3 protein-coding genes, 4 tRNA genes and 6 rRNA genes are annotated in these 13,338 nt (G+C 47.3%); 1 reads left to right on the plus strand and 12 read right to left on the minus strand.

Annotation, left to right across the window (positions count from 1 at the left end):
• Nucleotides 1-46 precede the first annotated feature (46 nt).
• Nucleotides 47-700, minus strand: a complete 654-nt coding sequence (locus CUR83_RS00440) for a YqiA/YcfP family alpha/beta fold hydrolase (protein WP_186474996.1) — start codon at nucleotides 698-700, stop codon at nucleotides 47-49.
• Nucleotides 701-888: 188 nt separating this feature from the next.
• On the opposite strand from CUR83_RS00440, the gene CUR83_RS00445 reads away from it, so the two are divergent.
• Nucleotides 889-1,149 (plus strand): DUF1289 domain-containing protein, encoded by a 261-nt coding sequence (locus tag CUR83_RS00445; RefSeq protein WP_071002718.1) that lies wholly within the window; start codon nucleotides 889-891, stop codon nucleotides 1,147-1,149.
• Nucleotides 1,150-1,315: 166 nt separating this feature from the next.
• On the opposite strand, the gene CUR83_RS00450 is transcribed toward CUR83_RS00445, so the two are convergent.
• The 11 genes from CUR83_RS00450 to CUR83_RS00500 all read right to left on the minus strand — a co-directional run bounded on the left by CUR83_RS00450 (nucleotide 1,316) and on the right by CUR83_RS00500 (nucleotide 13,333).
• Nucleotides 1,316-1,813, minus strand: coding sequence for a hypothetical protein (locus tag CUR83_RS00450; RefSeq protein WP_186474997.1), 498 nt, complete (start codon nucleotides 1,811-1,813; stop codon nucleotides 1,316-1,318).
• Between the two features lie 146 nt (nucleotides 1,814-1,959).
• A 5S ribosomal RNA gene (gene rrf / locus CUR83_RS00455) occupies nucleotides 1,960-2,073 on the minus strand.
• A 162-nt stretch (nucleotides 2,074-2,235) separates the two neighbouring features.
• Nucleotides 2,236-5,091: ribosomal RNA gene (locus CUR83_RS00460) — 23S ribosomal RNA — on the minus strand.
• Between the two features lie 340 nt (nucleotides 5,092-5,431).
• Nucleotides 5,432-5,507: transfer RNA gene (locus CUR83_RS00465), tRNA-Ala, on the minus strand.
• Nucleotides 5,508-5,603: 96 nt separating this feature from the next.
• Nucleotides 5,604-5,680, minus strand: a tRNA-Ile gene (locus CUR83_RS00470).
• Between the two features lie 73 nt (nucleotides 5,681-5,753).
• A 16S ribosomal RNA gene (locus CUR83_RS00475) occupies nucleotides 5,754-7,290 on the minus strand.
• Nucleotides 7,291-8,003: 713 nt separating this feature from the next.
• A 5S ribosomal RNA gene (rrf, locus tag CUR83_RS00480) occupies nucleotides 8,004-8,117 on the minus strand.
• Nucleotides 8,118-8,278: 161 nt separating this feature from the next.
• Nucleotides 8,279-11,134: ribosomal RNA gene (locus CUR83_RS00485) — 23S ribosomal RNA — on the minus strand.
• A gap of 340 nt (nucleotides 11,135-11,474) precedes the next feature.
• A tRNA-Ala gene (locus CUR83_RS00490) sits at nucleotides 11,475-11,550 on the minus strand.
• Nucleotides 11,551-11,646: 96 nt separating this feature from the next.
• Nucleotides 11,647-11,723 (minus strand) — tRNA-Ile (locus tag CUR83_RS00495).
• A 73-nt stretch (nucleotides 11,724-11,796) separates the two neighbouring features.
• Nucleotides 11,797-13,333 (minus strand): 16S ribosomal RNA (locus CUR83_RS00500).
• The 16S, 23S and 5S rRNA genes sit together here with 4 tRNA genes alongside, the layout of an rRNA operon.
• Between the last annotated feature and the right edge of the window lie 5 nt (nucleotides 13,334-13,338).

Here is a 13,338-nt window from a genome sequence, read left to right on the forward strand (position 1 = left end):
CGTTAAGGTCAATAGTCCATCGTTCACGTCATATAATGTCGTCTATCTAAGACCTTACTAACTCTCGTAGCATCTCTATCACCATCGGTAGCTGCTCACCAAAGTCACTAAAGCGATGGTCTCCTCCTGCTTGTACGGTTACTGATGCGCCCTGACTTTGATAAAAGGCCTGAGACAACTCAGCGTTTAATAGCTCATCACCTTGTTTCAGCAGTACAGCAACTTTATTGGGATAAATAACTTGAGATATCCGATGATCTGCAAACCATTGCAAATCTGACGGCGTAATACGCCAACCGCCTGCCGTCGTATGCAGGACTTTATTATCCGATGACTCATCACTACTATCTTGATTTGATGCTGAATTATCAGAAAAGCGCTGTAGCGTAACGTGAGGCTGCGTGCTAGGATTTAGCAGCAATGCAGGACAATCTATTTGATTACTGATTAAGGTAGAAAAATACCCACCCAATGAGCTACCGACCAATACCGTGTTGGACGATCCCGTCTGTTGGTCTTTGCTACTGCTTAGTTCTTCTACCAATGACAATAACTGCTCACGCACTTGCGCAGGTGATTTATTCAAATCAGGACGCAGTACATTGATATCAGGATGATACTGCTGGCAATATTTTTCTAACAGCAGCCCTTTAGTCGAGTTTGCATCGCTGTCCAGTCCATGGATATAAATCAGGTTCACGTATCATCTCACTTATTAATTTTGTTATGATTGTCTCATATAGACCAGTGACGCTAAGCATAGCACCCGATGCACAAAAATAATAACAATAAAACGGCACACTATTAGTCAATATTTGCGACATAATAATATGGTCATAATCGTCCGGTACCAGTCAAAGGAATGACGGTAATCGCAATGGAGTCGCCATGAATCAACAGTTTGAGCTGTTCGACATTGACAACCCTTGTATCGGTGTCTGTCAAAGCAATAAAAAAGGCTATTGCTTTGGATGCCTGCGCAGTCGAGCCGAGCGCCAACGATGGCATGATATGACGACAGAGCAGCAACGCGAGGTGCTAAGGCTTATCGCAGGACGTAAACTACGTATCGAGCTCATGCGGCTGCGTAAAAATGAGCAGCTAGGATTTGATTTTGAAGAAAAGTTTGAGATGGGTGAGTTGTTTTAGGAATTAGAATTGTGATAAATACATAACACTTCGAATTTTTCACGTAGAAAATTAATCTCTAAACTTATAAATATTGAGAAAATTATGTATACAATACAGCCGATGTATTCAATTACAGAAAATAGATAAAATTAATATGTGATAAGTATTGTAGAGTATAGGATTTTTAGGTTCTCTTCCACTGAAACTCAACACCTAACGTGCAGTCAACCTTACCTGGTGTACTTTTATGAGTAAGCCCTCCAGTCATAATTAGTCGCGATTTACTATTAGTTATATAAAGAAGTAATGTAATAGCATCTACATGTCGATTAGACTTTGGGACTGCTGTAGCAAGAAAGTACATATCCCTAATACGACCTTGAAGCACATACTGATCAATTTCTTCATCACCTCCTTTATGAGAATATATACCCTCAACAACATCACCACTTTGCTTAAGGGATAGCTTGATAAAACCATCACTATCTTTGAGGTCTTTAAGATTTACTCCCTTAAATTCGCATACCTCCCAGTCTCCATCAATTCTTACTCCTCTATATATTTTGTCGCCATACCAAGGCAAAACTTTTCTCCTAAAAAACTCACTAACTAATATAAATAAAGCTGTGGCAAAAAGGCTGCTACTAATTCCTACAACTAAAGAAACCAAAAAACTATCCATTTTTCATCCTTGATTTAAAAAAAACTATGTTTTATAGTTCAAAGCTTTTAAAAATAATTTTTATCAATTGAATAGTATAAGTCTATATCGTAAGCAAAGAAAAGCCCCTTGATACTAACGTATCAAGGGGCTAATCAGGAATAAGGAGCTGACGATGACCTACTCTCACATGGGCAAACCACACTACCATTGGCGCAACGATGTTTCACTTCTGAGTTCGGGAAGGGATCAGGTGGTGCCATCGCGCTATTGTCGTCAGCAAAGGGGGTTAGATATGAGTCTGTTCGTGTGACTTTTGATAAGTACCACTTACCCTAACTGAATCAAGGTTAACGGTGATATCGAAATGTTCTGTCTGTTTCTATAGCCTAGGCTATATAAGATAGATTAATTAGACTTGATACAAACCACTTGGGTGTTGTATGGTCAAGCCAAACGAGCAATTAGTACAGGTTAGCTACACACATCACTGTGCTTCCACACCCTGCCTATCAACGTCCTAGTCTTGAACGGCTCTTTGGGGAAATCTAATCTTGAGGTGGGCTTCCCGCTTAGATGCTTTCAGCGGTTATCCCATCCGAACGTAGCTACCGGGCAATGCCATTGGCATGACAACCCGAACACCAGTGGTTCGTCCACTCTGGTCCTCTCGTACTAGGAGCAGATCCTCTCAAATTTCCAACGCCCACGGTAGATAGGGACCGAACTGTCTCACGACGTTCTAAACCCAGCTCGCGTACCTCTTTAAATGGCGAACAGCCATACCCTTAGGACCTGCTTCAGCCCTAGGATGAGATGAGCCGACATCGAGGTGCCAAACACCGCCGTCGATATGAACTCTTGGGCGGTATCAGCCTGTTATCCCCAGAGTACCTTTTATCCGTTGAGCGATGGCCCTTCCATACAGAACCACCGGATCACTAAGACCTACTTTCGTACCTGCTCGACTTGTGGGTCTCGCAGTTAAGCGCGCTTTTGCCTTTATACTCTTCGACCGATTTCCGACCGGTCTGAGCGCACCTTCGTACTCCTCCGTTACTCTTTAGGAGGAGACCGCCCCAGTCAAACTACCCACCATACATTGTCCTCGGTATTGTGATACCTGAGTTAGAACCCCAACATGACCAGGGTGGTATTTCAAGGATGGCTCCACCAAGACTGGCGTCTCGGTTTCAAAGCCTCCCACCTATCCTGCACAAGTCAGGTCAAAGTTCAATGTAAAGCTGTAGTAAAGGTTCACGGGGTCTTTCCGTCTAGCCGCGGGTACACAGCATCTTCACTGCGATTTCGATTTCACTGAGTCTCTGCTGGAGACAGCGCTGCCATCATTATGTCATTCGTGCAGGTCGGAACTTACCCGACAAGGAATTTCGCTACCTTAGGACCGTTATAGTTACGGCCGCCGTTTACTGGGGCTTCGATCAAGACCTTCGCTTACGCTAAGCCCATCAATTAACCTTCCAGCACCGGGCAGACATCACACCCTATACGTCCACTTTCGTGTTTGCAGAGTGCTGTGTTTTTAATAAACAGTTGCAGCAGCCTGGTATCTGCGACTGCCAGCAGCTCAAGGAGCAAGTCCTATCACCACCAACAGCGTACCTTCTCCCGAAGTTACGGTACCATTTTGCCTAGTTCCTTCAGCAGAGTTCTCTCAAGCGCCTTGGTATTCTCTACCTGATCACCTGTGTCGGTTTAGGGTACGATTCGTTTATAACTATTGCTTAGAAGCTTTTCCTGGAAGCATGGTATTTGCCACTTCGCTGTACATGTACAGCTTGCTATCAGATCTCGGTATAGAATAGCCCGGATTTACCTAAGCTATAAACCTACATCCTTTCACCTGGACAACCAACGCCAGGCTGACATAACCTTCTCCGTCCCTCCATCGCATTATAAACAAGTATCGGAATATTAACCGATTTCCCATCGACTACGCCTTTCGGCCTCGCCTTAGGGGTCGACTCACCCAGCCCCGATTAACGTTGGACTGGAACCCTTGATCTTCCGGCGTGGATGCTTTTCACACCCATTATCGTTACTCACGTCAGCATTCGCTCTTGTGATACCTCCAGCATGCTTTACAACACACCTTCACAGGCTTACACAACGCTCCCCTACCACTTGAAAACAAATTCAAATCCGCAGCTTCGGCTCCTAGTTTGAGCCCCGTTACATCTTCCGCGCGGGCCGACTCGACTAGTGAGCTATTACGCTTTCTTTAAAGGATGGCTGCTTCTAAGCCAACCTCCTAGCTGTCTATGCCTTCCCACCTCGTTTCCCACTTAACTAGGAATTTGGGGCCTTAGCTGGCGGTCTGGGTTGTTTCCCTCTCCACGATGGACGTTAGCACCCACCGTGTGTCTCCCGGATATCACTCATCGGTATTCGGAGTTTGCATCGGTTTGGTAAGTCGGTATGACCCCCTAGCCGAAACAGTGCTCTACCCCCAATGGTGTTCGTCCGAGGCGCTACCTAAATAGCTTTCGGGGAGAACCAGCTATCACCGAGTTTGATTAGCCTTTCACCCCTATCCACAAGTCATCCCCTGGCTTTTCAACGACAGTGGGTTCGGTCCTCCGGTGCCTGTTACGGCACTTTCAACCTGCTCATGGATAGATCACTCGGTTTCGGGTCTATACCCTGCAACTAGTCGCCCTATTAAGACTCGGTTTCCCTACGGCTCCCCTAAACGGTTAACCTTGCTACAGAATATAAGTCGCTGACCCATTATACAAAAGGTACGCGGTCACCCAACAAGTGGGCTCCCACTGCTTGTACGCACACGGTTTCAGGTTCTATTTCACTCCCCTCACAGGGGTTCTTTTCGCCTTTCCCTCACGGTACTGGTTCACTATCGGTCAGTCAGGAGTATTTAGCCTTGGAGGATGGTCCCCCCATCTTCAAACAGGATTTCTCGTGCCCCGCTCTACTTAATATGTTAACGCTAATGTTTCGAATACAGGACTATCACCTACTATGGTCAGCTTTCCCACGCTGTTCTTCTACATTAGCATTAATCGGCTTCTCCCCGTTCGCTCGCCGCTACTAGGGGAATCTCAATTGATGTCTTTTCCTAAGGGTACTGAGATGTTTCACTTCCCCTCGTTCGCTTCCTAATAAATTAGGATACCTACCTTATGGTAGGTGGGTTTCCCCATTCAGAAATCTCCGGATCACAGGATATTGCCGCCTCCCCGAAGCTTATCGCAGGCTGTCACGTCTTTCATCGCCTCTGACTGCCAAGGCATCCACCATGTGCGCTTCATTACTTGACCATACAACCCCAAGTAGTCTTTCGACTTCTATGTGTCATACAATCTAATTATGATAACGATATCACCTATGTTTATACGCTTGATTCAGTTCTCTTTACTTTTTTAATAACTCACCCCTGGGATAACAAACAATGTCGTTAAGAGGTGAGTTATTAAGGTTAAGATGGGCGCGTGAATACGCTCATCCTAACCCAGACTCATATCTATGTTTTTAAATAGTTCCTATGCTCTCGTCGAGTCATAGTTTTCTGTATAAAACAGAAAGAAGTAATCGTGTGCAAATCACTTGTTTCTATTTGATACCTATTTTATTTAGCACGCTAAGCTTAGCTGTATGTAGTGGTGGAGCCAAACGGAGTCGAACCGTTGACCTCCTGCGTGCAAGGCAGGCGCTCTACCAACTGAGCTATGGCCCCTGAGCGAGGATACAATCGAAGCACTGCTTCGATCCGAGCGCAAGAGGAAATCCCTTAAAGGGGATTTACTTAGGGCTCTTTCACCTACATTAATAATGGTGGGTCTAAGTGGACTCGAACCACTGACCCCCGCGTTATCAACACGGTGCTCTAACCAGCTGAGCTACAGACCCTGATACGTCCTAAAACGTAAGCTTAAACTAAAGAACAACTTGTTGTGAATTCTTGCTGAACGAATGCTGTCTATAAGGAGGTGATCCAGCCGCAGGTTCCCCTACGGCTACCTTGTTACGACTTCACCCCAGTCATCAACCACACCGTGGTGATCGCCCTCACTAAGTTAGGCTAACCACTTCTGGTGCAATCAACTCCCATGGTGTGACGGGCGGTGTGTACAAGGCCCGGGAACGTATTCACCGCGGCATTCTGATCCGCGATTACTAGCGATTCCTACTTCATGGAGTCGAGTTGCAGACTCCAATCTGGACTACGATAGGCTTTTTGAGATTCGCATCACATCGCTGTGTAGCTGCCCTCTGTACCTACCATTGTAGCACGTGTGTAGCCCTGGTCGTAAGGGCCATGATGACTTGACGTCGTCCCCGCCTTCCTCCAGTTTGTCACTGGCAGTATCCTTAGAGTTCCCACCCGAAGTGCTGGTAACTAAGGACAAGGGTTGCGCTCGTTGCGGGACTTAACCCAACATCTCACGACACGAGCTGACGACAGCCATGCAGCACCTGTATCACAATTCCCGAAGGCACTCTCGTATCTCTACAAGATTCTGTGTATGTCAAGACCAGGTAAGGTTCTTCGCGTTGCATCGAATTAAACCACATGCTCCACCGCTTGTGCGGGCCCCCGTCAATTCATTTGAGTTTTAACCTTGCGGCCGTACTCCCCAGGCGGTCTACTTATTGCGTTAGCTGCGTCACTAAGTCCTCAAGGGACCCAACGACTAGTAGACATCGTTTACGGCGTGGACTACCAGGGTATCTAATCCTGTTTGCTACCCACGCTTTCGAGCCTCAGTGTCAGTATGATGCCAGGAAGCTGCCTTCGCCATCGGTATTCCTTCAGATCTCTACGCATTTCACCGCTACACCTGAAATTCTACTTCCCTCTCACCTACTCTAGCCTAACAGTTTCAGATGCAGTTCCCAGGTTAAGCCCGGGGATTTCACATCTGACTTATCAAGCCACCTACGCTCGCTTTACGCCCAGTAATTCCGATTAACGCTTGCACCCTCTGTATTACCGCGGCTGCTGGCACAGAGTTAGCCGGTGCTTATTCTGCAGCTAATGTCATCGTCCCCGGGTATTAACCGAAGAGTCTTCTTCACTGCTTAAAGTGCTTTACAACCAAAAGGCCTTCTTCACACACGCGGCATGGCTGGATCAGGGTTCCCCCCATTGTCCAATATTCCCCACTGCTGCCTCCCGTAGGAGTCCGGGCCGTGTCTCAGTCCCGGTGTGGCTGATCATCCTCTCAGACCAGCTACAGATCGTCGCCATGGTAGGCCTTTACCCCACCATCTAGCTAATCCGACTTAGGCTCATCTAATAGCGAGAGCAACAAGTTGCCCCCTTTCTCCCGTAGGACGTATGCGGTATTAATTCGAGTTTCCCCGAGCTATCCCCCACTACTAGGTAGATTCCTAAGTATTACTCACCCGTCCGCCGCTCGACGCCTGATAGCAAGCTATCATCGTTTCCGCTCGACTTGCATGTGTTAAGCCTGCCGCCAGCGTTCAATCTGAGCCATGATCAAACTCTTCAGTTTAATCTTGCTTGAAGTCTTCACTATAAATAGTAAGACGACTTCTAATCTTGGCTCATCTAATCTGGCAAAATCGCTCGTAATTATGTTCGTAATGAATTAACTTTGAGTTTTTCTGCTGTCTTAAATGATAATTTTTATAGTTGGTGTTCTACCGAAAAGATAGTCGACCAACTTTATTTTTTAGCATTCTGAATCAGCAAAAATCCACACAAGTTGTTCTTTAGTTATGCTTTTAAATAGTTTCAATCACTGTCGTCCAGTCATCGATATATAGGGTATTACTTACGCTTTTCGCCTTCCCTGTTGCCGGTTAAGCTATCTAGCGAGCCGACTATCTTATCATAATGATTTGAATTGTCAAGACTTTTTATAATTTGTTTCGCCAGGTTAACTGGGTTATTAATATGTAATCTACACATCTCTCACTGCCAGTCCGTCTGATGAGGGCGTATTATAGAGGGTTTATTTATTTAGTCAAGAAGTATTTTCTATTTAGTTCAAACAATTTGCATCATTCAAATCAGTAAATCACTTCCCTTTCGACTGGGACGCATTATACGCGGGTTTGAGGCTGGGTCAAGGCTAATTGATCCTTTTTTATAATTATTTTGCCAAATAAAATGAGCAGCTATTGATCAGGAAATTATTATTAAAATGCCGACAAAGAAAAGCCCCTTGATACGTTAGTATCAAGGGGCTAATCAGGAATAAGGAGCTGACGATGACCTACTCTCACATGGGCGAACCACACTACCATTGGCGCAACGATGTTTCACTTCTGAGTTCGGGAAGGGATCAGGTGGTGCCATCGCGCTATTGTCGTCAGCAAAGGGGTTAGATATGAGTCTGTTCGTGTGACTTTTGATAAGTACCACTTACCCTAACTGAATCAAGGTTAACGGTGATATCGAAATGTTCTGTCTGTTTCTATAGCCTAGGCTATATAAGATAGATTAATTAGACTTGATACAAACCACTTGGGTGTTGTATGGTCAAGCCAAACGAGCAATTAGTACAGGTTAGCTACACACATCACTGTGCTTCCACACCCTGCCTATCAACGTCCTAGTCTTGAACGGCTCTTTGGGGAAATCTAATCTTGAGGTGGGCTTCCCGCTTAGATGCTTTCAGCGGTTATCCCATCCGAACGTAGCTACCGGGCAATGCCATTGGCATGACAACCCGAACACCAGTGGTTCGTCCACTCTGGTCCTCTCGTACTAGGAGCAGATCCTCTCAAATTTCCAACGCCCACGGTAGATAGGGACCGAACTGTCTCACGACGTTCTAAACCCAGCTCGCGTACCTCTTTAAATGGCGAACAGCCATACCCTTAGGACCTGCTTCAGCCCTAGGATGAGATGAGCCGACATCGAGGTGCCAAACACCGCCGTCGATATGAACTCTTGGGCGGTATCAGCCTGTTATCCCCAGAGTACCTTTTATCCGTTGAGCGATGGCCCTTCCATACAGAACCACCGGATCACTAAGACCTACTTTCGTACCTGCTCGACTTGTGGGTCTCGCAGTTAAGCGCGCTTTTGCCTTTATACTCTTCGACCGATTTCCGACCGGTCTGAGCGCACCTTCGTACTCCTCCGTTACTCTTTAGGAGGAGACCGCCCCAGTCAAACTACCCACCATACATTGTCCTCGGTATTGTGATACCTGAGTTAGAACCCCAACATGACCAGGGTGGTATTTCAAGGATGGCTCCACCAAGACTGGCGTCTCGGTTTCAAAGCCTCCCACCTATCCTGCACAAGTCAGGTCAAAGTTCAATGTAAAGCTGTAGTAAAGGTTCACGGGGTCTTTCCGTCTAGCCGCGGGTACACAGCATCTTCACTGCGATTTCGATTTCACTGAGTCTCTGCTGGAGACAGCGCTGCCATCATTATGTCATTCGTGCAGGTCGGAACTTACCCGACAAGGAATTTCGCTACCTTAGGACCGTTATAGTTACGGCCGCCGTTTACTGGGGCTTCGATCAAGACCTTCGCTTACGCTAAGCCCATCAATTAACCTTCCAGCACCGGGCAGACATCACACCCTATACGTCCACTTTCGTGTTTGCAGAGTGCTGTGTTTTTAATAAACAGTTGCAGCAGCCTGGTATCTGCGACTGCCAGCAGCTCAAGGAGCAAGTCCTATCACCACCAACAGCGTACCTTCTCCCGAAGTTACGGTACCATTTTGCCTAGTTCCTTCAGCAGAGTTCTCTCAAGCGCCTTGGTATTCTCTACCTGATCACCTGTGTCGGTTTAGGGTACGATTCGTTTATAACTATTGCTTAGAAGCTTTTCCTGGAAGCATGGTATTTGCCACTTCGCTGTACATGTACAGCTTGCTATCAGATCTCGGTATAGAATAGCCCGGATTTACCTAAGCTATAAACCTACATCCTTTCACCTGGACAACCAACGCCAGGCTGACATAACCTTCTCCGTCCCTCCATCGCATTATAAACAAGTATCGGAATATTAACCGATTTCCCATCGACTACGCCTTTCGGCCTCGCCTTAGGGGTCGACTCACCCAGCCCCGATTAACGTTGGACTGGAACCCTTGATCTTCCGGCGTGGATGCTTTTCACACCCATTATCGTTACTCACGTCAGCATTCGCTCTTGTGATACCTCCAGCATGCTTTACAACACACCTTCACAGGCTTACACAACGCTCCCCTACCACTTGAAAACAAATTCAAATCCGCAGCTTCGGCTCCTAGTTTGAGCCCCGTTACATCTTCCGCGCGGGCCGACTCGACTAGTGAGCTATTACGCTTTCTTTAAAGGATGGCTGCTTCTAAGCCAACCTCCTAGCTGTCTATGCCTTCCCACCTCGTTTCCCACTTAACTAGGAATTTGGGGCCTTAGCTGGCGGTCTGGGTTGTTTCCCTCTCCACGATGGACGTTAGCACCCACCGTGTGTCTCCCGGATATCACTCATCGGTATTCGGAGTTTGCATCGGTTTGGTAAGTCGGTATGACCCCCTAGCCGAAACAGTGCTCTACCCCCAATGGTGTTCGTCCGAGGCGCTACCTAAATAGCTTTCGGGGAGAACCAGCTATCACCGAGTTTGATTAGCCTTTCACCCCTATCCACAAGTCATCCCCTGGCTTTTCAACGACAGTGGGTTCGGTCCTCCGGTGCCTGTTACGGCACTTTCAACCTGCTCATGGATAGATCACTCGGTTTCGGGTCTATACCCTGCAACTAGTCGCCCTATTAAGACTCGGTTTCCCTACGGCTCCCCTAAACGGTTAACCTTGCTACAGAATATAAGTCGCTGACCCATTATACAAAAGGTACGCGGTCACCCAACAAGTGGGCTCCCACTGCTTGTACGCACACGGTTTCAGGTTCTATTTCACTCCCCTCACAGGGGTTCTTTTCGCCTTTCCCTCACGGTACTGGTTCACTATCGGTCAGTCAGGAGTATTTAGCCTTGGAGGATGGTCCCCCCATCTTCAAACAGGATTTCTCGTGCCCCGCTCTACTTAATATGTTAACGCTAATGTTTCGAATACAGGACTATCACCTACTATGGTCAGCTTTCCCACGCTGTTCTTCTACATTAGCATTAATCGGCTTCTCCCCGTTCGCTCGCCGCTACTAGGGGAATCTCAATTGATGTCTTTTCCTAAGGGTACTGAGATGTTTCACTTCCCCTCGTTCGCTTCCTAATAAATTAGGATACCTACCTTATGGTAGGTGGGTTTCCCCATTCAGAAATCTCCGGATCACAGGATATTGCCGCCTCCCCGAAGCTTATCGCAGGCTGTCACGTCTTTCATCGCCTCTGACTGCCAAGGCATCCACCATGTGCGCTTCATTACTTGACCATACAACCCCAAGTAGTCTTTCGACTTCTATGTGTCATACAATCTAATTATGATAACGATATCACCTATGTTTATACGCTTGATTCAGTTCTCTTTACTTTTTTAATAACTCATCCCTGGGATAACAAACAATGTCGTTAAGAGGTGAGTTATTAAGGTTAAGATGGGCGCGTGAATACGCTCATCCTAACCCAGACTCATATCTATGTTTTTAAATAGTTCCTATGCTCTCGTCGAGTCATAGTTTTCTGTATAAAACAGAAAGAAGTAATCGTGTGCAAATCACTTGTTTCTATTTGATACCTATTTTATTTAGCACGCTAAGCTTAGCTGTATGTAGTGGTGGAGCCAAACGGAGTCGAACCGTTGACCTCCTGCGTGCAAGGCAGGCGCTCTACCAACTGAGCTATGGCCCCTGAGCGAGGATACAATCGAAGCACTGCTTCGATCCGAGCGCAAGAGGAAATCCCTTAAAGGGGATTTACTTAGGGCTCTTTCACCTACATTAATAATGGTGGGTCTAAGTGGACTCGAACCACTGACCCCCGCGTTATCAACACGGTGCTCTAACCAGCTGAGCTACAGACCCTGATACGTCCTAAAACGTAAGCTTAAACTAAAGAACAACTTGTTGTGAATTCTTGCTGAACGAATGCTGTCTATAAGGAGGTGATCCAGCCGCAGGTTCCCCTACGGCTACCTTGTTACGACTTCACCCCAGTCATCAACCACACCGTGGTGATCGCCCTCACTAAGTTAGGCTAACCACTTCTGGTGCAATCAACTCCCATGGTGTGACGGGCGGTGTGTACAAGGCCCGGGAACGTATTCACCGCGGCATTCTGATCCGCGATTACTAGCGATTCCTACTTCATGGAGTCGAGTTGCAGACTCCAATCTGGACTACGATAGGCTTTTTGAGATTCGCATCACATCGCTGTGTAGCTGCCCTCTGTACCTACCATTGTAGCACGTGTGTAGCCCTGGTCGTAAGGGCCATGATGACTTGACGTCGTCCCCGCCTTCCTCCAGTTTGTCACTGGCAGTATCCTTAGAGTTCCCACCCGAAGTGCTGGTAACTAAGGACAAGGGTTGCGCTCGTTGCGGGACTTAACCCAACATCTCACGACACGAGCTGACGACAGCCATGCAGCACCTGTATCACAATTCCCGAAGGCACTCTCGTATCTCTACAAGATTCTGTGTATGTCAAGACCAGGTAAGGTTCTTCGCGTTGCATCGAATTAAACCACATGCTCCACCGCTTGTGCGGGCCCCCGTCAATTCATTTGAGTTTTAACCTTGCGGCCGTACTCCCCAGGCGGTCTACTTATTGCGTTAGCTGCGTCACTAAGTCCTCAAGGGACCCAACGACTAGTAGACATCGTTTACGGCGTGGACTACCAGGGTATCTAATCCTGTTTGCTACCCACGCTTTCGAGCCTCAGTGTCAGTATGATGCCAGGAAGCTGCCTTCGCCATCGGTATTCCTTCAGATCTCTACGCATTTCACCGCTACACCTGGAATTCTACTTCCCTCTCACCTACTCTAGCTTAACAGTATCAGATGCAGTTCCCAGGTTAAGCCCGGGGATTTCACATCTGACTTATCAAGCCACCTACGCTCGCTTTACGCCCAGTAATTCCGATTAACGCTTGCACCCTCTGTATTACCGCGGCTGCTGGCACAGAGTTAGCCGGTGCTTATTCTGCAGCTAATGTCATCGTCCCCGGGTATTAACCGAAGAGTCTTCTTCACTGCTTAAAGTGCTTTACAACCAAAAGGCCTTCTTCACACACGCGGCATGGCTGGATCAGGGTTCCCCCCATTGTCCAATATTCCCCACTGCTGCCTCCCGTAGGAGTCCGGGCCGTGTCTCAGTCCCGGTGTGGCTGATCATCCTCTCAGACCAGCTACAGATCGTCGCCATGGTAGGCCTTTACCCCACCATCTAGCTAATCCGACTTAGGCTCATCTAATAGCGAGAGCAACAAGTTGCCCCCTTTCTCCCGTAGGACGTATGCGGTATTAATTCGAGTTTCCCCGAGCTATCCCCCACTACTAGGTAGATTCCTAAGTATTACTCACCCGTCCGCCGCTCGACGCCTGATAGCAAGCTATCATCGTTTCCGCTCGACTTGCATGTGTTAAGCCTGCCGCCAGCGTTCAATCTGAGCCATGATCAAACTCTTCAGTTTAATCT

The organism is Psychrobacter pocilloporae, from assembly GCF_029872915.1.
GTDB classification, from domain to species: Bacteria; Pseudomonadota; Gammaproteobacteria; order Pseudomonadales; family Moraxellaceae; genus Psychrobacter; species Psychrobacter pacificensis.